Origin of the sequence: Affinirhizobium straminoryzae, from assembly GCF_007004135.1 — a bacterium.
GTDB lineage: Bacteria > Pseudomonadota > Alphaproteobacteria > Rhizobiales > Rhizobiaceae > Neorhizobium > Neorhizobium straminoryzae.
This window is the reverse complement of sequence record NZ_VJMG01000023.1, coordinates 43517-66482: the sequence shown is the minus strand read 5'-3', so window position 1 is coordinate 66482 and position 22966 is coordinate 43517. Positions and strand designations below refer to the sequence as shown.

Sequence of the window (22966 nt, the reverse complement as noted above, 5' to 3'; positions counted from 1 at the left end):
GCCGCCGTAGATTATTCGATGGACAATATCCTGTTCAGACGGAGGTGGATCAGTTGCGGCAAGTCGTCAAGTAAAAGCTTCGAGTGCGGGTTTTTTCTTTCCGAATTCGTCCGGGATGGCCTCGATCCGCGATTCCAGGGGAGCTATCCTTTTCTGCCAGTGGCTGAGACCTCATTCCAGAAAAGCGGATTTTCTTCCGACTGGATCTTCAGCCATTGCAGATCCGTGTCCTGCCAGTTCTTGATCTCATCCATCCGGTTGTCCAGCACGAGGTCACCCTTGTCCGTGCTGACCACAAGCACTGCGTGGCCGTTGTTGTTGCGGGTCATCGTCACGGCGATCCGCAGCTTGTTGGCGGGCCAGCCGAGTTTTGTCAGGCGGCTGCGTTTTGTCAGGACATAGTCCTCGCAGTCACCGTAGCGAACATCCATGTCCCATGAATCGCGGCCGGGCGCGTCGTTCATCGGCATGATCGCTGCATTTACCTCCGCGTTCACACGCCTCAGTTCGCGCATCAGGTTGGGCGTCAGAGCAAGTGTTGAAGCCGCATTGCGCGTGTGGCATTCATCCCCGTGCGCCACGCAAAACGTCACATAGGCGAAGGGAGCAAGGGTCGGCTTTGCGGCAGCGATGTGAATGATTTTCTTCTGGGTCGGTGCTGCAAGGCCCCCGGGGCCGATGGCCAGTGCCGGTGAGACACCCGACAGCATCATCAGCGTCACGGCGCAGGCGAAAGGAATGCGACTCATCACTTTGTCCCGTTCAGGTTTCCGCGCACCGCTGCGGGTTGCGCCTTTCTGAGACGGTTTTACGCGTCGAGAAGATGAGGTGACTTTAAGCGGATCAGTTCAATTTGAGCGATGTCGCATTTTTCGATGGCAAGTACGGCGAGTGTATCGAAATGAAGTCGCAACAGGTTTTCAGAATTATGTGCCTGGTGGATCGGCTGCCGCTTAATTTAGCGCTTGAAAGATTTTACGGCTTGCGCCTTAGTGCACCGGTCTTCACAGCATCGATTTATGTCAACCAAGGACAAGAGTGGATTGGTAGCGAGATCTGCAACAATCGCGCCTGCCGCGCACAAATCGGATAAATCGGTGATTCCCGCCGATGAAGATATGAAGACGCGTCTGCTTCGGCGGACAGCAACCGTTCTGTTTATCCTGTCCATCACGATCACGATGCTGACGCACGGCGCGGTTTATCCGATCGCCGCAGGTCTGGCAGCAATCTTGATGGCGTCATCCCTGGCGCTTGCCTATTTTGCCATGGGGCTTCCCCGGGCGACCGGCGGTCTGTTCAAGACAGCGCTTGCTTGCTGGGTGCTCGTTGTCTTCTGGTGCGAATTTCAGGGCATGCCTGCGCCGTTCGGCTTGGCGGGGCACTCTGCCTGGACAGCGCTTGCCGAGATGGGGATTGCTGCCGATGCATCCGTTTCGCCGACCCCCGGCGTGGTGCGCGGTGGCGTCGTGGCCATCAGTCTGCCAGCAATGACCTTGCTGTGCGTGCTCATGCTGTTCCGCCGCGATTCGGCCGTGGAGCGGGCGCTTTGGGTCTTTGCCGTTTCCGGAGGTTGCCTGGCGGTCTTTGCACTGTTTCAATATGTTGCCTTCCCGCATTCGCTGATGCTGGGCGAGAAGCTGCACTATCTCGGCAACTTGACCGCGCCTTTCGTGAACCGAAACACGGCTGCGACCTTCTATGGTGTGAGCCTGATTGCTCTTCTTAGCCATTTCAAGGGACTGCAGTTTCAGGTCATTCCCGGCAGTTCCCTGTTTTATAATCGCTCTGGCTGGTCTGCGCGCAAGGCATTGTTGTGGGTCTTGCTGACCTGTGCATCCTTCGGCGCAGTGCTGGCGACGAGTTCGCGTGGGGGCGTATTCGCAACGTTTGTCGCTTTGTTAGTGATGTTTGCCGCAGCGACGTTTTTTCCTCCCGTGCCTTCGCAAAGGGCCGGCTTCGCTGGGCAGCCAACGTCGAGTGTCAAGGCACGCCTGCTGAAAGTGGTCGCCGTTCTGTTGATCCTGTTGCTGGTGGCCAGCCTGTTTGCGGGGCGCGTTGTGTTGCGCGCCGAGATACAGGGTGTTGACGATAGCCGTTTCTGCGTTCTGCCGGGGATCCTCGCCGCCATTCACGACGGCTTGCCATTCGGAATCGGTCCGGGTGCGTTTATCAACGTTTTCCCAGCCTATCGCGATGCCAGCTGCGGGATGGCGGGTGTCTGGAACATGGCGCATGATGTTTATCTCGACGGTCTTCTGGCCCTCGGTATTCCCTTCCTTGTCGTTCTTGTTGCTATGCTCGCGGCAATATCTCTGTTACTGCGGCGTGGCATTTTGCATCGAAAAAGTCGCCGGCTATTCGTGGTGGGTGGTATTGCCACGTGCGTTCTGGTGGCTGTGCATTCCCTTGTTGACTTCTCGTTGCAGATTCCTGGCTTTGCAACGTGGTGGCTGATCTATCTCGGAATGGTTGCTTCCATCAGCGGAGGTCGAAAATCCTCCGGTGAAAGGGAAAATTAACCATAATGTTGTGGTGTATTTGCTACACGTACATTCGGGATTCCTTGAAAAATGTGCGATGCGGCAGAAAAGACTGGAGCCGATTGGCTATCCGTAATTTAGTATGAGCAACCTCTCAATGATATGGCGGGACTGATGGGGATGAAAGCAAATCGTATTTTATCAATTGCTATGGTCAGCCTTTTGGCGAGTTGTGCCGGGCTTCCGCGTTCCGGGCCGGACCAGCGGGCGGTTGACTCGGGTGCTTCGGTGAAGGTTGCTTCGCCGGACCAGAAGGTTGGTATCGATTATGCATTGGTCGATATCAATGCTTCGGTTCTGCAGCATGTGTCCAAGGCAACGTCTGGCAGCTTGCGTGGCGGCTTCGGCGGCGGCAGGGGCGGTGCTCCGGACATTCTGCTCGGCGTTGGCGATGTGGTTCAGGTGGCCGTCTTCGAAGCCCAAGCTGGCGGGTTGTTTATTCCCGCAGATGCAGGTGCCCGTCCGGGCAACTACATCACGCTGCCCAACCAGACCGTGGACCGTCAGGGCAATATCACGGTGCCTTACGCGGGAACCATTCGCGCGGCCGGACGCCGTGTCGATGATGTGCAGGTCGATATTGCCAGCCGGCTGGCCAATCGCGCGATCGAGCCGCAGGTGGTGCTGACCGTCTCGGAAAGCCGTTCCATGGAGGCGTCCGTTCTTGGCGATGTCAATTCCCCGAAAAAGATTACGTTGAGCCCCGCCGGTGAGCGTGTGCTGGATGTTATTTCCGAAGCGGGCGGTTTGAGCGGTCCTGCTGCGGAAACGACCATTACGGTGCAGCGAGGCGGCCGTCAGGCGACAGTCGATTACAATCTTCTCGCGCGAAATTCGAATGAAAACATCTATGTCCAGCCCGGAGACACGGTGATCGTTCGTCGCGAGCGCCGCACCTATCTGGCGTTCGGGGTAACCGGTCAGAGCGGGAGTATCGACTTCCAGGATTCTGATCTGATGCTGGGTGACGCGCTTGCAAAGGCTGGCGGTCTTTTGGATGACAAGGCGGAGCCGACGGGCGTGTTCCTGTATCGTCTCGTCAGCCGCGATTTTCTGACAGGCCTCGGTGTCGATACGAAGCGCTTCCACTCGGATCAGGTTCCGGTGATCTTCCGTGCCAATCTGCGGGATCCGGCGGGTTTCTTCGCCATTCAGAAATTCCCGATGCAGAACAAGGATGTTCTCTACGTCTCGACGTCTGATGGTGTCGAACTCACGAAGTTCCTGACGATCCTGAATTCTGCCACGTCGTCGGTCAACAATGTTGTTAATACGCGTGACAATCTGAGAAACAACTGACAATGCTGGATCTTATCCGGCGTCGTTAGGGATAATGAAACCTCTTGCTCCAAGGCGATATGGAAAACTTGAATTTCATCTCGTCTTGGACTTTATGGTCAAGTGAAACTTAACAGGGAGTTCGCTCGTCATGGGCCTCAAAATTCGTAATGCTCAACTGATCGTGTCGGCTCTTTTGGTCGCGTCGCCGGCCTTCGCTCAAACGGCGCCTCCTGCATTGAATGCTGCGCCTGCTCAGACTGAGCAGCAGGCGCCGGCTGTTGCGCCGGCAACGCCGGAACAGCTTGCAGCGTTTCTCGGTAACCCCCAGAGCATTCTGGCTGTGGGCGTCGATGCGCTTCCGAACTATGTGGCCTCGCTGCTGCTTGCTGCCGTTGGCGCGAACAAGATGACGGAGGCGTTGACTGCTCTTCAGGCTGCCGCCCTGTCTGCAAGTTCTGCCCAGTCTGCCGCTCTGGTTGCCGGCTCCAATCTCGCTGCGAACACTCTGGCCACCCAGGGCAATCCGGCTGCTGCGGCGCAGATCCAGGTTGCTGTTGCCTCTAGCACGCAGCTTGCTTCTGCCGCTCAACGCACCGGTACGCCAGGTGATACCCAGACTGCCGAAACCGGCGTTGTCGGTGGGGGGACGGCGATCGGCACGACTGGCGGCGCAGCAATCGGTACTGCTGGTGGCGGTGCGGCCGGCGGTGGTGGCACAGGCGGTGGTATTGCTTCAACGAACACGACTACGACAACGGCGAGCGGAAGCGGTACGTTCTCGGGTGCGGGTGGTAGTTCGTCAAGCGGCGGGACGAACAATGGGGGCACGACCGTCGTGAGCCCCACGACGAACGGCTAATACAACCTCTTTTTTGAGTGATTAGGGTAGACCAGTGAATCAGCGCGCCGTATTTCCGGAAACAAATGACGCAGGCCTCGCCGAAAGTGCGGTGCCGTCGATTGACGCTGAACACATCATAGCCATGCTGCGGCGTCAGTGGATTGTTCTGCTGATGGCCGTTGCTGTTGCTCTGGTGCTGGGTGTGGTCTACCTGATTACCGCTGTTCCCATGTACACGGCGACGACACGTGTTTTGATCGACCGTGGCAACAGTGAGATCGTTCAGCAGCTCTCAACCATCGGTGGCGCTCTGGACGACGAAGCTTCAGTGCTCAGTCAGGTTGAGTTGCTGAAGTCGGATAGCATCGGTCTTTCGACCGTCGACAGATTGCGGCTTCAGGACAATCCGCAGTTCATGGCGTCGAGTAGTTCTGCAATTTCCATGGCTGTCGGTCTTCTCCGGAGCGGTCTTGCTGAACTCGGTTCTGGAAATGGCGGAGATAATTCTGCTGTAGACCCCGCGGAAGCAAAGCGGCGCAGTGCTCTTGCGCGCGTTCAGGGTGGTCTCAGTGTACAGCGTGTTGGTCGTGCTTATGTGCTGGAAATTGCCTTTACGGCGGTAACTCCGGGCTTGGCGGCACAGGTTGCCGATGGGATTGCGGAATCCTACCTGAACGACAAGCTCGATGCGAAGTATCAGGCAACGCGCCGTGCCGGTGAATGGCTGCAGGATCGTATCGAGGAACTGCGGCAGCAATCGCTTGAATCCGACCTTGCGGTCCAGAAGTTCCGCGCAGCGCACGGCCTCGTGCAGGCGGGCAATACGCTTGTTTCCGACCAGCAGCTGACGGAGTTGAACAGCGCGCTCATTGTTGCCCGTGCTGATACCGCAAGGGCTCAGGCTCGCTATGACAGAATCCAGGAAATCATTGCGAGCGGCAAGACGGATGCAATCGTCACGGATGCGCTTGGCAGTTCCGTTATCAACACCTTGCGCGAAAAGTATCTGAATGCGTCCAAGCTTGAGGCAGATATTACGCGGCGTCTCGGTCCAGACCATATTCAGGCGGTTCGTTTGCGCCAGGAAATGTCGGAATACGAACGTCTGATGTTCGATGAGCTGCGCCGCATCGCCGAAAGCTATCAGAGCGAACTGGAAGTGGCGCGTTCCCGCGAGCGCAATATCACTGAAGGTGTCCGCAACGCGACCAATGTCAGTGTCGCGGCGAGCGAAACGCAGGTCCAGCTGCGCGAACTCGAGCGGTCTTCGGAAACCTATCGCAATCTCTACCAGACCTTCCTGCAACGCTATCAGGAGGCGGTTCAGCAGCAGTCATTTCCGGTGACGGAAGCCCGTATCATTACGAGACCAGTTCCCCCGGGCGGCCCCAGCAGCCCGCGCAAGGGGCTCGTGCTGGTTGCGTCTGTCCTGCTCGGCTTGATGGCTGGCGGCGCAATTGCGGCATTCCGCGAGTTCCGGGACCGTTTCTTCCGGACGGGTGACCAGGTGCGTGACATACTGGGTCTCGAATATCTCGGCGCAACACCGGAAATTGTTAAAAAGAACAATGAGAGCGTTGAACCTGCGGCGCCTGGCAGAGTGCATTTCCGTAGCACGATTTCCAACTTCTCGTTGGCCTATCCCTTGTCCTCCTTCTCCGAAACCTTGCGTAGCTGCAAGATTGCGGTCGATGTCAATGTCCAGAAGCCCAATAAGGTTGTCGGATTCGTGTCTTGCCTACCTGGCGAAGGCAAGTCGACGATTGCTGTCAATTTCGCGCAGATCGCGGCAAAGAGCGGCCGTACGCTATTGATCGATTGCGACCTTCGTAATCCGGGCGCAACCCGTATGCTTGGCCAGCATGCGGAGGCTGGTCTTCTCGAAGTCCTGACAGCCGGTGTGCCTTACAAGTCCCTGCTGCTGAGCGATGCCGAGTCTGGTCTCGACTTCCTGCCGGTGATCGTGAAGCGCCGTATTACGCATTCGTCGGAACTCCTGGCCTCGCCGCAGATGCAGCAGCTTCTGTCGAAGGTCAGTGCGGAATATGACTATGTCGTTCTCGATCTCCCCCCCCTTGCACCCGTTGTGGACGCGCGTGCCATTGCCGGTCGCGTCGATGGCTTCATCATGGTGGTCGAGTGGGGTAGCATTGCGCGCAAGGTGGTCAAGCAGACGCTGGAGGCCGAGCACCAGATTGCAGAGCGTACGCTTGGTGTGGTCCTGAACAAGGTCGATGTCCAGAAGCTGAAACTCTACCGCGAATATGGCTCGTCGGATTACTATAGCTCGCGCTACAGTTCCTACTACGTGGATCATGAAAGCTGATCCTTTTATCGGGCTGGTCATGTTGGGGGCCGCAGCCTTTGTCTGCGTTCTTGCCGTCAAAACGGTTCCCGCGTCGATTGCCGCTCGCGAAATTGTCAATGTGCGCCGCGTGGCTTACAGCAAGGATCCGGTATCGCTTGCGGCCGTCGATGAGGCGATTGCAAAGGCCGATGTCGTCTTTGCGGATTGCCAGTCGGACGGGATAACTGGCGTTGTGGATCTGGTGACCTGGAAGGCCGACCAGATCGACCCGCGTGAAGACCGCGACAACTGGATCTTGGCACTGCGACAGCTTGAAGATGTTTCACGCAAGGCACTGGCCTGCGAGCCGACGGACGGGATGTTCTGGGCTCGATTGGCATTTACCCGCTGGTTTCTGGGCGGAACGGCGCAGGAGCAGGCAAAGCTTCTGGGTTATTCCCAAAGCTACGCGCCGTCTGAATATCCGGTCATCCGGGCAAGGTTTTTCCAGTGGCGGCGTGTCTCACCCACGGTAATTTCTCTCGCGCGCCATCAAGTCCAGGAGGATATCCGCACGGTCCTTCTCTACGTACCGCTCGTTGAAGCCGTCGATCTTTTGACGGGAATGCCACAGCAGCTCACGCTCATGATGCAGGACGAAATGCGACTGATGCCGCCGGAGCGCTTCGAAAGGCTGCAGTCCGTCGATGGGGCCGAGGAACTCTTCCCCAGGGGGTGATCAGGTCTGGCGCCTGGCTTGGCGCTTCCTTACCTGAGTCTTCTACTGTTTTTGCGTGGCCAGCATTGGCTGGTGGTTTGCAAGACAGTTATCCGTGCTGTTGGTATTAAATCTCTCAAAGCAACCGAGGTAAAATCGAGAAGACGCTTGCATACGCTGCGTGTTTTTGTTTCTCCCAAGCAAATCCCCTGATCTCTCCGGTAGATCGAGGTCTCGCTGCGAAACGGAGCAAACGCGTCTGCGGGCGTGTGCTTCCGTGAAATACAGCGCACGGTCTGCTATAGTCAGACAACCGGTGAGATCTCCCTGGCCACTGGAACGAGGCAAACGCAGAAACGGACGGTGACTCGGTGAATGCGCTCGTTCTGCTGCCAGCCATGCCAATGGAGACGCCGGCGCCGTGTTTCGGTCGCGCCGGCAGCGTCGCTCTTGGTCACATCGGCGACAAATACCATGAGTTGCTCACCGCCAAACCGACCAATGCGCTTCCTGCCATCGATGGTGCCGGTCAGTTCGCGCGCCACAGCGACGAGCACATGGTCGTCGGTCCTACGGCCGGACCTATGGTTGATGGCTTTGAAGCAATCGATGTCGCAGAGGAGCATGACCTCTGGCAGCAAGTGTGAGCCATGAAAAGCGCTGACGGCATGTACGAAGCCGCCGCGATTGAGAAGGGCTGGTGAAGGGATCACGTTGGGCGGCGTTGCGGTGCCTGTGGATTGCCACACTCATCATCCCAAGGATGGCCGGGTGGCGACAGAAGACAGACTGCAACGTCGTTGACGTGAACGGGTGTGTTGTGAGCGGAATGGACGGGCAAGCATCCCGCGGAAGACGTCGAGGGTTCCTGGCCGGCAGGCCGTCCGCCTTGCAAGACTGTCAGGAGACGCCAAGTGCCTCTGCCGAAAGCCAGAAGACCGCATCCTGCGATTCTGCCGTTTCCAGCCAGACGAAATCGAGATGCGGGAATTCCTCTTCCAGGATTTCACGGCCGGAGCCGATCTCGCAGATCAATCCACCGCCGGGATTCATGTGCGCGGCGGCCTCAGCCAATATCTCGCGAACCAGATCAAGACCATCCTCGCCGCCATCATGGGCAAGGCGCGGCTCGGCCTGGAATTCCGGCGGATAACCCTCGAGGGCGGCGTGATCGACATAGGGCGGATTGGTGATGATGAGATCATAGCGCCGTCCGGCCAGCGGCGCAAACAGGTCGCCGGCAAGAAGCGTAACCTGGTCCTCCACTTCGTGTTCGGCAAGGTTGAGGCGAGCCACTTCCAGAGCCTCTTCGGAGAGGTCGACGGCATCCACGGCAGCCTGCGGGAAGAATTTCGCGGCCAGCACGGCCAGGCAGCCCGAGCCGGTGCAGATATCGACGGCGCTTTCCACGCTCATGGGGTCCGGCAGGAAGGTGGAGCCCTGGCCGCCCAGATATTCGCGGAACAGGATCTCGCCAATATGCGAACGAGGCACGATGACTCGCTCATCCACATGAAAGCGCACGCCCTGGATATAGGAACGTCCGGTCAGGTAGGCGGACGGCTTGCGCGAGGTCACGCGTGCCTCGATCCGTTCCGCCAGCAGACGGCGCTCGTGTGGCAGCAGGCGGGCATCAAGAAAAGGATCAAGGGCATCGATGGGCAGATCGAGCGAATCCAGCAGCAGGAAGGCGGCATCATCGCCGGCGGTGGTCGTTCCGTGGCCATAGCTTAGATTTGCCGCGTTGAAGCGGGAGATGGCATAGCGCCAGAAATCGCGCAAGGTCACCAGTTCGCGGGTCACGTCGTCCAGGTTCAATGTCATGCTCCCTTCCAATGGCGCGTTGCCTGCCGTATTGCCGGGCAGACGCTGGCCGCATCGCTATGCGCGCGTGGTTTTGCATCAGCGCGCCTTGGCTCTAGAATGCAGGGACAGGCCGGTCAACAGGGCATTGGCCGCAAGGAGATGGAACAGCATGAAGGCAGGGCGGAAGGAGCAGAAACCGGACAGGAGACGTTCGCCGAAGGCGCCGGCCGGCGGCAAGCGCGTCACGCTGCCGCGGGCACTGTCCAAGCTCGGCTTCTGTTCACGCACGCAGGCCGAGAGCCTTATCCTCGCCGGGCGCGTCAGCGTCGACCAGCGTATGGTGCGGGATCTTCAACACTGGGTGGATCTCGAGATCGCCCGGATTGCCGTCGACGGTGAAGCGGTGGTGGCGCAGCAACTGCGCTATCTGATGTTGAACAAGCCGCGCGGTCTTGTTACCACGCGGCATGATCCCGAGGGGCGGCCAACCGTGTTCGATTGCCTGAAAGGGCAGGATCAGACCCATCTCTCGCCCGTCGGCCGGCTGGACAAGGCAAGCGAAGGCCTGCTGCTGTTCACCAACGACACCGAGTTTGCCCAGGCGTTGCTCGATCCGGAAACGCATGTGCCGAAGACCTACCACGTGCAGGTTGACGGTATCCCGGGCGAGGCGCAGTTGCAGGCCATGGTCCGCGGCCTTCAGCACGAGGGCGAATGGCTGAGCGCCCGGCGTGCCGCGCTGATCCGCAGCGGGGCGCGCAATGCCTGGCTGGAAATCGTGCTGGAGGAGGGTCGCAACCGGCAGATCCGCCGCATGCTCGAGGTGCTTGACATGGCCTGCCTGCGGCTGGTGCGTGTGGCGATCGGCGATGTCGTGCTGGGAGATCTGGAAAAAGGCGGGGTGCGCCCTCTGACCGGCGATGAAGTGGCTGGACTGCGTCAGCGCGCGAAGCCGGGCGGCGCCTCGTCCTGATCCTGGTGCTGCCCGTCTGCCGGCGCCTTCATCGGGGCAAAGGTGAATTCCCCGCCGGCAAGGAAGCTCCTTGCCGAGCGCGGAGTGGCCCGTTCTCAGCGGGCGCCTTGCCGCGACGGCTCCCGTTCCATCCGTGACGCATCCCGTACGTCCCTGTGTTCGATGTGCTTGTAGATGATGACCTTGTCCTTGAGCAACATCCCATGGGTTTGGCAGAACTGTTCCAGCCGCTCGCGCTCGCCGATGAGTTCGACGCACATGGTCAGGTCCGGGGTCGGGATCTCCCCACCCTCGTCCTGCAGCTCGCCGCCGTTTGAGTAACCGAAATGCGTGTGGTGGGCGGTGGCATTCATGATGCCGGACGCCTTCGCCTGCATGACCAGTTCCCGGCAGAGCGGTTTGGCTCCGCCCAGCCACGAAGCCTTGCTGAGGGTGTTCTCCTCCGGTTTCATGTAGATGCGAACCATTCCGACCTCGCGGGCGGAAAGCCTGTGGCTGTTCATGGCGCTCGGCCCTTCGGCAATGTTTGCGGTTGACCCCAGCGAGTGCAGGCGGATCTGTGCCTGGAAATCTCTCCTCGCCCGAGCGCTCATGTCGCGCATGTGGCGGACGGAGATATCCGGGGGAAGGTGGTTGGCGGCGGACGTCTTCGGCACCCCGACGCGTTGCGAGAGATAGATGCTGGAATGGCCGCTGCAGAGATAGGCCACGAAGCAGGCGACCGCGATATAGACGGCGTGCGTCGCGCCGAAGAGTTCGGTGCCCATGATCACGCAGGCGAGCGGCGTGTTCGTCGCGCCCGCGAAAACGGCGAGGAAACCCAGAGCCGCGAACAGGTCAGGCGGAGCACCGAGCACGCCTGCGAGCGCACTGCCGAGAGCTGCGCCGATGAAGAAGAGCGGCGTGACCTCGCCACCCTTGAAGCCCGCGCTCAGCGTCACGATGGTGAACAGACCTTTCCAGGCCCAGCTCCAGTAATCGACATGGTCTGGCCGGAAGAAACCGAGGATGGTTGCGTCATCCGGGCTCGGAGACCAGACGCCGAGGCCGAGATACGCGCGTGTCCCCAGAACATGAACGAGGCTAAGCAGGATGGCGCTCGCCAGCACCGGACGCAACGGCGCATAGGGCAGCAGCGTCCTGTAGGCGGCGGATGCGAGGTGGGAAAGTTCGGCAAAGCAGTGCGCGGCAAGACCGAAGGCGACGCCGGCGATCACCACCTTCAATATAAGAAGAGCATCAAGGTGAAAGCCGATGCCTGCGCCAGAGAGGTAGGAAATGGAATAATGGACATGATCAATGCCCCAGCTGTGGCAGGTTCCGTCGGCGACGACAGCAGCCAGCAGCGCGGGAAGCAGCGCTTCGTATTGCATGCGCCCGATGGTGAGCACTTCGAGCGCAAAGACGGCGCCGGCAATCGGCGTTCCGAAAACCGCGCCGAAGCCCGCCGCGATGCCGGCCATCAAAAGGATGCGGGTATCGGAGGGGGTGAGCTTGAACAGTTTGCCGAACGCGCTTGCGAGGCTGCCGCCAAGTTGCACCGCGGTGCCCTCACGCCCTGCCGAGCCGCCAACCAGATGCGTCAGAACCGTTGTCACGAGAATAAGGGGGGCCATGCGCAACGGCACGCCGCCGCCCGGTTCATGGATCTGATCGACGATGAGGTTGTTGCCGCCCTCGGCCGACTTGCCGAACCTGCCATAGGTCCAGACCATCGCGAAGCCCGCAAGCGGCATCAGATAGATCAGCCAGGAAAATTCGAAACGCAGTTCCGTCGCCCGGTCAAGGCCCCGGAGGAACAGGGCAACCAGCGACCCCACGGCCATTGCCATCGGAGTGACGACGACGATCCATTTTGCGAGGCTGCGGATCTGTTGAAGACGAAGACCGAAAATCGATGCGGGCGTCATGCGAACGACGCTCCGTCATAAGGATCAGTCAGGGAAACATGATACGGATTTTGACTTCCAGGCACGGCTCTACTCCTTCGCGTGGTTAGCGTCGAGTAGGAGTCATCAGCTTCGTCGGGGAAGCGGTTCGGCTTTATGCCAGGCAGAATCCATTACCGTTACCGCTCGATAGATCATCTCGCTGCGGCTTGTCAACGGCCAACGACCGCTGGTCGCTGGACTTCGCGTCGGATCAGCGCACCGATGGCCGCAGGTTCCGGGTACTGACGATCGTCGATGATTGCACCAGGAAATGCCTGGGGCTCGTCGCCGATACATCGCTCTCGGGCCTTCGGGTTGCTTGCGAGCTGGATCGGATCATCGACAAGCGTGGCAAGCCGAAGATGATCGTCAGTGACAACGGGAGCGAGTTCAGACCTCGTCTTCCACTCCTAGCCTCCTGCGGACCCAAGCCAAACTGGCCGCGTCGCCACCATTCGATCGATGGTTGAAAATAGCCTGCTTGACGTGGCAGGCGATACAGGCAGAGGCAGCTTCTAGACCGTCGGCACTGTCCCGCCGTCGATGACATATTCCACGCCCGTGATCGTGGCGGCGCGATCAGAGGCGAGAAAGGCAATGAGGCTGGCGACATCTTCCGGGCTGGAAGGACGGCCGATCGGAATACCGCCGAGACTGTCCATGATCAGCCGCTTGCCCCCTTCGACGTCGGTTCCGGCCTCCTTCGCCAGCCGTTCGGCCAGATGGACAGATGCGTCGGTCATGATCCAGCCGGGCGAGACCCGCAGGACGCGGACGCCCTTCGGAGACACTTCCTTTGACAGGCTTTTGCTATAGGTCGAGAGGGCCGCCTTGGCAGCCGCATAGGCGGTTGTTGCCTCCGGCAGTGGCATTAGCCTCTGGATGGACGAAACATGGATGACGACGCCCTGGCACTGAGCGATCATGTCGGGCAAAAGCAGTCGATCGAGGCGGACGGCCGGAAATAGGTTGAGATCCAGCTCTTTTCGCCAATGATCTTCGGTCAAGGACTGAAACCCGCCGCCCGGTGCTGACGACCCGCCCAGCATGTGGACAATGATGTCCAGTCCACCAAGCCGCTCCCGCACGGTGTCAGCGACCGTTTTGCATCCCTCTTCGCTCGTCAGGTCGGCAGCAATAAATTGGCTGGCCGGCATATCTGCCGGCTGCGAACGTGCCGTCGTGATGACCGCTGCACCCAATTGCCGGAAAAGGTCCACTGTTGCTGCACCGGTGCCCTTCGTTCCAGCCGTCACAAGCACGCGCTTGTCTTTCAGGTCGATAAAGTCTTTCATCAGCCGATCTCCAGCGTTGCAATCTTGTCACCGTCCAGGCGGAAGCGGTAGGTGAGGACGATAGGGCTGCCGGGGAACTGTCCCGTCACCTCGCCGCGCACGACATGCTCCCCATCTCGTTTTTCGGCATCCAGAGGCTTGGTGCTATGGCGGTATTTCTCCTTCGCTGCCATCCACCAGGATGTAATTGCATCAGTCCCCAAATGGCTGGTTCGCTCGTCGGAAACGACGGCCTGCGGCGTGAACAGGGACTGTAGAACGTTCTGTCCGTTCTGGTGGTCTGCCGCAAAAAAGGCCTCAATGACTGCAGGCATCTTCATGATCGTCTCCGTTGGGTAGTCGTGATGGAAGTAGACTTAAGGCTTGGCATCCATAAAGATAAGCGGGACAGTGCGTTATGAGGTGATGAAGGAATCGGGATAATGGAGACAGCCGGCCTGCACGAATTGAGCGCCGTTCTCGCCATTGCGCGACGTGGAACGTTTCGTGCCGCGGCTATCGACATCGGCATGTCCACGACAGCCCTCAGCCATATGATCGGCCGGCTGGAGAGCCAGCTCGGCCTGCGTCTGTTCAATCGGACGACGCGGAGCGTCTCGCTGACCGATGCGGGAAGGCTTTTCGTGGAAGAGGTGGGGCCAGCTCTTCAGGACATTCACGGCGCGCTCCAGGTGGTTCGTTCCCAGCGGGACGAGCCGAGCGGCACGATCCGGATCAATGCCGCGCCCTTTGCCGCACGGCAGATCATCTCACCGCTGATCACCGGTTTCGTGCGTCGTTATCCTGCCGTGCATATCGATCTCGTGACGGAAGCGCGGCTCGTGGATATCGTTGCCGACGGCTTCGATATCGGTGTGCGCGTGGCGGCGCTTGTGCCAAGCGACATGATTGCTGTCCCGCTCGGCCGCCTGCAGCGCTATGCGATCGTGGCATCGCCAGGTTACGTGGAGCGGATGGGCAAGCCCCAGACCCCTTCGGATCTCTTCAACCACAACTGTATCCGTGTCCGCCTGCCGGACGGATCCCTGTTCCGCTGGCGGTTCGAGAAGAACGGAGAGGCCGTGCAGATTGATGTTCCGGGGAACCTGACACTTGACGAAACGAGTGTTGCCTGCGCTGCCGCCATAGACGGCATCGGCATCGGCTGCTTCATGGAGGAAGGGGTTGCCGAAGAGTTGAAGGCGGGACGCCTTGTCCGTCTGATGGAAGACTGGACGCCGCCGTTCGGTGGACTTTGCCTCTACTATCCCGGCCGCCGAAATCTTTCCGCCGCGATGAAAGCGTTTTTGGGCGCGGCCCGCGAGTTTGCAAAAAGTCAAGATGGCTGAGATGCCAAAACAGGGTCGGGCACGACTTGAAATAAAGGAGTTCTACTCATTTAGGGAAGATTTGGCTGGGGAACCTGGATTCGAACCAAGATTAACGGAGTCAGAGTCCGCCGTTCTACCGTTGAACTATTCCCCAGCAGGTCGAAGATGAACTCCGAACTGAAGAGCGATTATTTGGCCAAGGTCAGGTGCTTCCTGCGGGCCGAACCGCTTCGGTGGGTGCCTTCTACCAGATTCTGACCCGTGTTCAAGAGCAGAAATTGCACTTTTTTGACAGGCTGTGGAGAAAGCGGCGAGGGCAGGCAAGCGCGTTTGCAAGGCGGGTGCGACTGCACCGGTTGCAGGTGTGCGGGACGCGGGCGCGGAGTGTGGCACAAAGTCGTTGGCGAAAGCGTCGGCTGCTGTTATCCTGTCATCAACGAAACGATGAAAGCCGCAGCGCGCCTTCAATGGCCTTGCGCGGCATGATGGATAGAGCAGTGATGAACCCCGACAGCGGCGGAAAGCCGCCCGAAGGCGGGGCGTCGGCAGCGGGGCGACCGGATGGCAAGGCCGGACGGCGCCGAAAGGCCAAGCGGAACGGCAAGCCGTTTTCCGCAGCCGTTGCGCATGGTGTCGTGAAGGCGGAAGCCTCTGATGCCCGACGTCCGGACGACAAGACCGGTGGTCCTCCCCGAAAGCGCAAGCGCCGACGTGCGCGTGCAACGCAAGGCGGGCAATCCGGTGCAGCGGCCTTGCCGCATCCCGAAAGCGAAACGGTCACGCCCGGCCATAAGGCCGTGGCGATGGCCACTTCCGCATCGTTATCTGCGGGCTTGGAGGGACGTGGCGCGTCGCCAGGCCGTCGGCGCAAGCGCGGTCGCAAGAAAAGTGAAGCCCGCGGGCCGCAGGGGCGGCCGCTCGCCACATCCGGCAAGCCTGGGTCGGGCAGGGGGCAGGGCGCGCATGTCTCGCTCTCGTCGATCGCGTCCGCCGCTGGCGCAACCCATGCGGATGCGGTTTCTGCCCATTCGGCGCGGGGGCATGGACACGGTCATGCGACCGGGCATTCTCACGGTCACGGTCACGGTCACGGTCACGGGCATGAACAGGGGCACACGGCCCCGCATCGCCATGCGTCAGAGGTGCGCGCCCGCGGTATGGTCGAGGCGGCTGAAGGTGCCCGCTCCCGCTCCCATCCGGACGATCTCTATGCCGCGCTCGATCTCGGCACCAACAATTGCCGTCTGCTGATTGCCCAGCCGACACGGCCCGGTCAGTTTCGCGTGGTGGATGCGTTTTCGCGTATCGTGCGCCTCGGCGAGGGGCTGGCGAAGACCGGTCGTCTCTCGGACGAGGCGATGGACCGCGCCGTGGAGGCGCTGCGCATCTGCGCCTCGAAGCTCGCGCACCGGCCGATCCGCCGCATGCGCCTGATTGCCACCGAAGCCTGCCGCGCGGCCGCCAATGGCGAGGCGTTTCTGGAGCGCGTCACGCGCGAGACCGGGCTGGAACTGGAAATCATCGACCGCGAAACCGAAGCGCGGCTGGCGGTGTCCGGCTGCTCGTCGCTGGTCGGGCGAGAAGCGCGCTCCGTCGTGCTGTTCGATATCGGCGGCGGCTCCTCCGAGATCGCCGTGATCCGCATTCGCGACAACCGCTCCTCGCGGCTCGCCAACCATATCACCCACTGGACCTCGCTGCCCGTTGGCGTCGTGACGCTGTCGGAGCGGCATGGCGGGCGCAATGTCACGCCCGATGTCTTTGCCGCCATGGTGGCGGAGGTGGAAGGCATGCTGGCCGGCTTCCACTGCCCCTCGCTGGAGGAGGAGGCGGAAGAGGATTTTCATCTGATCGGCACCTCCGGCACGGTGACGACGCTGGCCGGCGTGCATCTCGATCTGCCGCGTTATGACCGGCGCAAGGTGGATGGCCTCTGGCTGACCGATCACGAGGTGTCGGCCATGCAGGCAAGGCTGCTGTCCTGGGATTTCGACGGGCGCGCCGCCAACCCCTGCATCGGGCCGGACAGGGCGGATCTGGTGCTGGCGGGCTGCGCCATTCTGGAGGCCATTCGCCGCCGCTGGCCAAGCCGTCGCATGCGGGTGGCCGACCGCGGTTTGCGCGAGGGGCTACTGACCGACATGATGGCCGATGACGGTGTGTGGCGCCGGATGCGCCGCCGCCCGGCGGAAAGCGCGCCGCGCACAGCCACGGAGAAGAACCGATGACCAAAGCCCCCATCGGCCGCAAGCTCGGCCAGAAGGTGAAGAAGGGCAAGCTGAAGGCCTCGTCCCGCCGCTGGCTCGAGCGTCACATCAACGATCCCTATGTGCAGCGCGCAAAGCTGGAAGGCTATCGCGCCCGTGCCGCCTTCAAGCTGCTGGAGATCGACGAGAAGCACCAGATTCTGAAGGGCGCGCGGCGCATCATCGATCTTGGCGCCGCCCCCGGCAGCTGGTCGCAGATCGCCGCCAAGGTGACGGGCTCGACGGAGGAGGATATCCGCGTCGCCGCCATCGATTTCCTCGAAGTCGTGCCGATCCCGGGCGTCAAGATCCTGCAGCTCGATTTCCTCGATCCATCCGCCCCGGAAAAACTGCTGGAGGCGGTGGGCGGCACGCCGGATCTCGTCATCTCCGACATGGCGGCGCCGACCACCGGTCACCAGAAGACAGACCATCTGCGCACCATGCATTTGTGCGAGGTGGCGGCCTATTTTGCGGTGGAGGTGCTGGCCGAAGGCGGCCATTTCCTGGCCAAAACCTTCCAGGGCGGCACGGAGCGGGAGCTTCTCTCCATGCTCAAGCAGAATTTCCGCCAGGTGCTGCACATCAAGCCGGCCTCATCGCGCTCGGAATCCGTCGAGATGTTTTTGCTCGCCAAGGGGTTCAAGGGCCGCCGGCCGACGGCTGCGGAGGAGGCTCAGGACGCAGACGCCGCGCAGGACGACGTGCTGTCGGAATAAAGCTTACTCGCCCGGCGCTTCGGCCGCCCGCGGCTGGTAGCGCCGGTGGCCGGAAACGCCGGCGCCGGTCTGCGGATGCAGGGCCAGAACCGGCAGGCAGGCGCACAGCGAAATGGCCGACACGATGAAGAAGGCGAGATGGAAATCCGCCAGCTCGAGATGCGTGCCCGACAGGTAGGACGATGTTTCCAGCACCAGCGCAGCGAAGGCAACGCCGAGCGCCAGGCTGATCTGCTGCATGACGGAGCTGATCGAGGTGGCCTGGCTTGCCTCCGCATCCCCGATTTCCGAATAGCCGAGCGCATTCACACCGGTGAAGAACAGCGAGCGGGCAAGGCCGGAGGCGAACAGGAAGAAGGTAATCAGCAGGGCAGGGGTCGCCGGCGTGAAGAAGCCGTTGATCGCCGTCATCGCGGAACCGGCAACGCAGGCACCGAGCAGCGCGCTTCGGAAGCCGGTGGCCGCGAAGGTGCGCTTGGCCATGAATTTGACCGCCATGGCACCCGCGGCACCGGCGAAGGTGGTGAGGCCGGACTGGAAGGGTGTCATGCCGAAGCTCAGCTGCAGCATCAGCGGCATCAGGAAGGGCACGGCACCGGTCGCGATGCGAAACAGGGTGCCGGCGGTAACGGAGGCGCGGAAAGCGGTGTTGCCAAACAGTGTCAGCGTCAGGATCGGGTTCGGATGGCGCCGGGCATGGCCGATGTAAAGCGCGCCGCAGGCAAAGCCGATCACGGCGGCGCTGATGCCGACATAGGGCGGCAGGGCCGGCAGGCTGACGACGGAGAGCCCGAAAACGATCCCGGAGGCGGCAATCGCTGTCAGGACAAAACCCGCCATGTCGAGCGGCGGCGCGCCGCGCGCCGGGATGTCCGGCAGGTGGATCGAGGACAGCCAGATGCCGATGATGCCGATCGGCACGTTGATCAGGAAGATCCAGTGCCAGGTGAAATAGGTGGTGATGAAGCCGCCGATCGGCGGGCCGGTCAGCGGGCCGACCAGCGCGGGAATGGTCAGCAGTGACATGGCCGAGACGAGGTCCTTGCGATCGGTGGTCCGCAACAAAACGAGACGTCCGACCGGCGTCATCATCGCGCCGCCCATGCCCTGCAGGAAGCGCGCCATCACGAAGGCCAGCACCGAGGAGGACATGGCGCAGAAGATGGAGCCGGTCACGAAGACGGCGATCGCCATCCGGAAAATGTTCTTGGCACCGAACTTGTCGGCCATCCAGCCGCTGATCGGAATGAAGACGGCAAGCGACACCATGTAGGAGGTCAAGGCCAGCTTCAGGGTGATGGGGCTGACGCCGAGATCGGTGGCAATGGCCGGCAGGGCTGTGGAAATCACCGTGGAATCCATGTGCTCCATGAAGAGCGCGACGGCGAGAATAAGCGGAACGATGCGGTTCATAGGGGATGGCTTCATGTCAGCGGAGGGCGCCCCGTTCCTACGCTTCCTTGGTCCGTCCCGCCATACAATTTCTTCTGTCCGGCTGCCGGCATCACGACTACGTGAGAGGCATTTTCCTCGGGCATCGGCTGCATATCTCTGCAACCACCGGCGATGGGACGAGACGCGCGGCCGGTTGCGCATATTGGAGGTTGACATGGCACAGATGAAGATGGGGCGGCGGGTCCTTCTGGGATCCGCCGGAGCAGGCATTCTGGCCGCACCGGCACTTCTGTCGGGGCAGGCGCTGGCGCAGGGGACACAGGGGACCAAGCAACCCGCCACGGATGGAAAGATGACAGCAGCAATACCCGCAACGATGCCGCCCCAGACCGACAGGTTCAAGCTCGGCGAATTCGAGGTTCTCGTGGTGCGAGACGGTGGCCGCGCCTCCGGCAAGCCGAACGAGACCTTCGGTACCAACCAGAGCCCGGAGGCCGTCGCAGACCTTCTCAAGGAAAATTTCCTGCCCGCCGACAATTTCGTCAATTCCTTCGCGCCGACACTGATCCGGGCCGGAAACGAGCTTGTGCTGTTCGATACGGGTTTCGGCGCCAGCGGCCGTGCGCAGGGCACCGGTCGTCTGCTCGACGGCATGAAGGCGGCGGGTTACCGGCCGGAAGATGTCACCGTCGTTGTCCTGACCCATCTGCATGGCGATCACATCGGCGGCCTGATGGAGGACGGCAAGCCCGCCTTCCCGAATGCCCGCTATGTCACCGGCAAGACGGAATATGATTTCTGGACCAGCGCGGAGCGTGCCGGCACGCCGGCGGAAGGCGGCCAGAAGGCGGTGCTTGCCAGTGTGAAGCCGCTCGCCGAAAAGATGACCTTCATCGGCGATGGCGCGACCGTCGTTCCCGGCATCACCGGCATGAACGCCTTCGGCCACACCCCCGGTCACATGATCTTCCATGTCGAATCGGCCGGCCGCCGGCTGGTGCTGACGGCCGATACCGCCAATCATTACGTTCTGTCGCTGCAGCGCCCGGAATGGGAAGTCCGCTTCGACATGAACAAGGAGATGGCGGCGAAGACCCGCAAGACGGTGTTCGACATGATCGCCACCGATCGCGTCGCCTTCCTCGGCTATCACATGCCCTTCCCCTCGGTCGGCTATGTGGAAAAGCGCGAGACCGGCTATCGCTTCGTGCCGAAGAGCTACCAGTTCGACATCTGATCGATGTGATTGGAGGGGCGATCCCGCGGTACGCGTCCGCGGGGTCATGCCTCTGCGGGGAGGGCTCTGTTGGGTGTGTGTTCGTCGACAATCCTGTCCGCTTCGATGAGGCAGGGGAATGTGCCGCCGGTACGAAAGGCCGGCACGACCAGCCGGACAGATGCCGTCTGATGAGCCATCTCGCATGACCGCAAGGTGCGGGGCACGCGCCATCCGCTGCCGTGGCTCACGCCGAAGCGAAGGGACGGAGGCGGGCTCGGGGTTTTTCCTATTCCCTTCCCGTCATAACCGTGTTACCAGCCCTCGCCAACTTCCCATTCCCGAAGATCGCTTCCGGCCCCTCCCGCCGGACCGCTCTTTCTTTTACTGAAGGAAATTGGCATGGCCCGCATTGTAGAATCCGCCACCGGCGCCGAGGCGCTCACCTTCGATGACGTGCTGCTGCAGCCGGGTCATTCCGAAGTCCTTCCTGCGCAGACCAATATCGCCACGCGGATCGCCCAGGACATCGAGCTGAACCTGCCGATCCTCTCCTCTGCCATGGACACGGTGACGGAAAGCCGCCTTGCGATTGCCATGGCCCAGTCCGGCGGCATCGGTGTCATCCACCGCAACCTGACGCCCGTCGAACAGGCCGAGGAGGTTCGGCAGGTCAAGAAGTTCGAAAGCGGCATGGTCGTCAATCCGGTCACGATCGGTCCGGATGCGACGCTCGCCGAAGCACTCTCGCTGATGAAGGCGCACGGCATTTCCGGCATTCCGGTGGTCGAAAACGGCGGTGCCGGCGGACACAAGACCGGCCGTCTGGTCGGCATCCTCACCAACCGCGACGTGCGCTTCGCTTCCGATCCCGGCCAGAAGATCTATGAGCTGATGACGCGCGAAGGCCTCGTCACCGTCAAGGAAAGCGTCGATCAGGCGGAAGCCAAGCGCCTCCTGCACAAGCACCGCATCGAGAAGCTCCTGGTGGTGGATGGTCATGGTCACTGCGTCGGCCTGATCACCGTGAAGGATATCGAGAAGTCGCAGCTCAATCCGCATGCCTCGAAGGACGCACAGGGACGCCTGCGCGTGGCCGCTGCCATTTCCACCGGCGATGATGGCCGCGAGCGCGCCGAGCGCCTGATCGAGGCCGGCGTCGATGTCATCGTCGTCGATACCGCGCATGGTCACTCACAGAAGGTTCTCGATGCGGTCGCTGCCGTCAAGCAGATGACGAACTCCGTCCGCATCATCGCGGGCAATGTCGCGACCGGCGATGGTACCCGCGCCCTGATCGATGCCGGCGCCGATTGCATCAAGGTCGGCATCGGCCCGGGCTCGATCTGCACCACCCGCATCGTTGCCGGCGTCGGCGTGCCGCAGCTCGCCGCCGTCATGGCTGCCGTCGAGGAGGCCAACAAGCACGGCATCCCGGTCATCGCCGATGGCGGCATCAAGTTCTCGGGCGATGTGGCCAAGGCGATTGCCGCCGGCGCCTCGGCCGTCATGGTCGGCTCGCTTCTCGCCGGCACGGACGAAAGCCCGGGCGAGGTCTATCTCTACCAGGGCCGCTCCTTCAAGGCCTATCGTGGCATGGGCTCGGTCGGCGCCATGGCGCGCGGCTCGGCGGACCGCTACTTCCAGGCGGAAGTGCGCGACACGCTGAAGCTGGTGCCGGAAGGCATCGAGGGCCAGGTACCCTACAAGGGTCCGGTTTCTGCCGTGCTGCACCAGCTGGCCGGCGGCCTCAAGGCGGCCATGGGCTATGTCGGCGGCAAGGATCTCAGGGATTTCCAGGAAAAGGCCACCTTCGTGCGCATTTCCGGCGCCGGTTTGCGCGAAAGCCATCCGCATGGCGTGACGATTACCCGCGAAAGCCCGAACTATCCGGGCGCCGGCAGCTGAAGCCTGCTGACGGGTGCGCGGCGACTGGCCCCCATTGCCAGTCGGCAAGGCTTGCGTATTCTCCCGGTGCTGGCAATCCTGCCGGCATTTCGGGGGACTTCATGAAGAGACTGATTGCTGGCGCACTGCTTGTCGGTGCGTCATTTTCCTGTGCGCAGGCACAGACAGTGGAAGCGGGGACCTATAGCGTTTCCGGCACCAATCTGGACGGTTCCGAATATAGCGGCACGGCCCGGATTTCGCTGACCAGCGAAACCACCTGCTCGATCGAGTGGAAGACGGGGGCTACCAATTCCGTCGGCATCTGCATGCTGCACGAGAATGCGTTTTCCGCGGCCTATGTGATGGGCGACAGCGTCGGGCTGGTGATCTACGAGGTCAAGCCGGGCGGCATTCTCGACGGCGTCTGGACGATTTCCGGCGAGGACGGCGCCGGTACGGAAGTCTTGCGCTTGCGCCACTGACGGGGCCATAAGACATGCGGCCGCGGACTGATC

The 22966-nt window shown here is 61.3% G+C and carries 19 protein-coding genes, 1 tRNA gene, 1 pseudogene and 1 riboswitch; of the genes and pseudogenes, 13 read left to right on the top strand and 8 right to left on the bottom strand.

Annotation, left to right across the window (positions count from 1 at the left end; genetic code table 11):
- Positions 1 to 143: 143 nt before the first annotated feature.
- On the bottom strand, positions 144 to 713 hold the full coding sequence (locus FNA46_RS10385; RefSeq protein ID WP_246102999.1) for a transglutaminase-like cysteine peptidase: 570 nt from the start codon (positions 711 to 713) through the stop codon (positions 144 to 146).
- A 306-nt stretch (positions 714 to 1019) separates the two neighbouring features.
- Between FNA46_RS10385 and FNA46_RS10380 the strand changes: the two genes are divergently transcribed.
- The 5 genes from FNA46_RS10380 to FNA46_RS10360 all read left to right on the top strand — a co-directional run bounded on the left by FNA46_RS10380 (position 1020) and on the right by FNA46_RS10360 (position 7691).
- Positions 1020 to 2522, top strand: coding sequence for an O-antigen ligase family protein (locus FNA46_RS10380; protein WP_143125122.1), 1503 nt, complete (start codon positions 1020 to 1022; stop codon positions 2520 to 2522).
- A gap of 123 nt (positions 2523 to 2645) precedes the next feature.
- Positions 2646 to 3842, top strand: coding sequence for a polysaccharide biosynthesis/export family protein (locus tag FNA46_RS10375; RefSeq protein ID WP_246102997.1), 1197 nt, complete (start codon positions 2646 to 2648; stop codon positions 3840 to 3842).
- Positions 3843 to 3972: 130 nt separating this feature from the next.
- On the top strand, positions 3973 to 4683 hold the full coding sequence (locus FNA46_RS26000; RefSeq protein ID WP_185969798.1) for a hypothetical protein: 711 nt from the start codon (positions 3973 to 3975) through the stop codon (positions 4681 to 4683).
- 34 nt (positions 4684 to 4717) lie between these two features.
- Positions 4718 to 6991, top strand: a complete 2274-nt coding sequence (locus FNA46_RS10365; RefSeq protein WP_342782387.1) for a polysaccharide biosynthesis tyrosine autokinase — start codon at positions 4718 to 4720, stop codon at positions 6989 to 6991.
- On the top strand, positions 6981 to 7691 hold the full coding sequence (locus FNA46_RS10360) for a hypothetical protein (protein ID WP_143125121.1): 711 nt from the start codon (positions 6981 to 6983) through the stop codon (positions 7689 to 7691). Before FNA46_RS10365 ends, FNA46_RS10360 begins: the two co-directional genes overlap by 11 nt.
- A 284-nt stretch (positions 7692 to 7975) precedes the next feature.
- Here the strand turns inward: FNA46_RS10360 and FNA46_RS26625 are convergent, their stop codons facing one another.
- Both FNA46_RS26625 and prmB read right to left on the bottom strand, forming a co-directional pair.
- A complete protein-coding gene (locus FNA46_RS26625; protein ID WP_425468708.1) occupies positions 7976 to 8296 on the bottom strand; it encodes a GGDEF domain-containing protein in 321 nt (106 codons plus the stop codon).
- 274 nt (positions 8297 to 8570) lie between these two features.
- A complete protein-coding gene (gene prmB, locus FNA46_RS10350; RefSeq protein WP_143125119.1) occupies positions 8571 to 9494 on the bottom strand; it encodes a 50S ribosomal protein L3 N(5)-glutamine methyltransferase in 924 nt (307 codons plus the stop codon).
- Between the two features lie 151 nt (positions 9495 to 9645).
- On the opposite strand from prmB, the gene FNA46_RS10345 reads away from it, so the two are divergent.
- Positions 9646 to 10449 (top strand): pseudouridine synthase, encoded by an 804-nt coding sequence (locus FNA46_RS10345; protein WP_143125118.1) that lies wholly within the window; start codon positions 9646 to 9648, stop codon positions 10447 to 10449.
- A gap of 95 nt (positions 10450 to 10544) precedes the next feature.
- Here FNA46_RS10345 and FNA46_RS10340 read toward each other — a convergent pair whose 3' ends face one another.
- Positions 10545 to 12359: a DUF190 domain-containing protein gene (locus tag FNA46_RS10340; protein WP_143125117.1), complete on the bottom strand. Its 1815-nt coding sequence runs from the start codon at positions 12357 to 12359 to the stop codon at positions 10545 to 10547.
- Between the two features lie 89 nt (positions 12360 to 12448).
- Positions 12449 to 12525, bottom strand: a riboswitch (Fluoride riboswitch).
- A 34-nt stretch (positions 12526 to 12559) separates the two neighbouring features.
- On the opposite strand from FNA46_RS10340, the pseudogene FNA46_RS10335 reads away from it, so the two are divergent.
- A pseudogene (locus FNA46_RS10335) lies at positions 12560 to 12776 on the top strand (DDE-type integrase/transposase/recombinase); the annotation flags it as partial.
- A 119-nt stretch (positions 12777 to 12895) separates the two neighbouring features.
- Here FNA46_RS10335 and FNA46_RS10330 read toward each other — a convergent pair.
- Both FNA46_RS10330 and FNA46_RS10325 read right to left on the bottom strand, forming a co-directional pair.
- Positions 12896 to 13675, bottom strand: coding sequence for an SDR family oxidoreductase (locus FNA46_RS10330; protein ID WP_143125116.1), 780 nt, complete (start codon positions 13673 to 13675; stop codon positions 12896 to 12898).
- Positions 13675 to 13995 (bottom strand): nuclear transport factor 2 family protein, encoded by a 321-nt coding sequence (locus FNA46_RS10325; protein WP_143125115.1) that lies wholly within the window; start codon positions 13993 to 13995, stop codon positions 13675 to 13677. Before FNA46_RS10325 ends, FNA46_RS10330 begins: the two co-directional genes overlap by 1 nt.
- Positions 13996 to 14097: 102 nt before the next feature.
- On the opposite strand from FNA46_RS10325, the gene FNA46_RS10320 reads away from it, so the two are divergent.
- Positions 14098 to 15003, top strand: coding sequence for a LysR family transcriptional regulator (locus tag FNA46_RS10320; protein ID WP_143125114.1), 906 nt, complete (start codon positions 14098 to 14100; stop codon positions 15001 to 15003).
- A 62-nt stretch (positions 15004 to 15065) separates the two neighbouring features.
- Here FNA46_RS10320 and FNA46_RS10315 read toward each other — a convergent pair.
- Positions 15066 to 15139: transfer RNA gene (locus FNA46_RS10315), tRNA-Gln, on the bottom strand.
- Positions 15140 to 15485: 346 nt separating this feature from the next.
- Between FNA46_RS10315 and FNA46_RS10310 the strand changes: the two genes are divergently transcribed.
- Positions 15486 to 17213: a Ppx/GppA phosphatase family protein gene (locus FNA46_RS10310; protein WP_425468707.1), complete on the top strand. Its 1728-nt coding sequence runs from the start codon at positions 15486 to 15488 to the stop codon at positions 17211 to 17213.
- Entirely contained in the window at positions 17210 to 17950 is a 741-nt protein-coding gene (locus FNA46_RS10305; RefSeq protein WP_143125112.1) for an RlmE family RNA methyltransferase, read from the top strand. Before FNA46_RS10310 ends, FNA46_RS10305 begins: the two co-directional genes overlap by 4 nt.
- 3 nt (positions 17951 to 17953) lie before the next feature.
- Here FNA46_RS10305 and FNA46_RS10300 read toward each other — a convergent pair whose 3' ends face one another.
- Positions 17954 to 19363: an MFS transporter gene (locus FNA46_RS10300; RefSeq protein WP_143125111.1), complete on the bottom strand. Its 1410-nt coding sequence runs from the start codon at positions 19361 to 19363 to the stop codon at positions 17954 to 17956.
- A gap of 196 nt (positions 19364 to 19559) precedes the next feature.
- Between FNA46_RS10300 and FNA46_RS10295 the strand changes: the two genes are divergently transcribed.
- The 3 genes from FNA46_RS10295 (at position 19560) to FNA46_RS10285 (ending at position 22933) form a co-directional block, all read left to right on the top strand.
- Positions 19560 to 20582 (top strand): MBL fold metallo-hydrolase, encoded by a 1023-nt coding sequence (locus FNA46_RS10295; protein WP_185969797.1) that lies wholly within the window; start codon positions 19560 to 19562, stop codon positions 20580 to 20582.
- A gap of 381 nt (positions 20583 to 20963) precedes the next feature.
- Entirely contained in the window at positions 20964 to 22469 is a 1506-nt protein-coding gene (guaB, locus tag FNA46_RS10290; protein ID WP_143125110.1) for an IMP dehydrogenase, read from the top strand.
- 101 nt (positions 22470 to 22570) lie between these two features.
- Positions 22571 to 22933, top strand: coding sequence for a hypothetical protein (locus tag FNA46_RS10285; protein ID WP_143125109.1), 363 nt, complete (start codon positions 22571 to 22573; stop codon positions 22931 to 22933).
- The last annotated feature ends 33 nt before the right edge of the window (positions 22934 to 22966 follow it).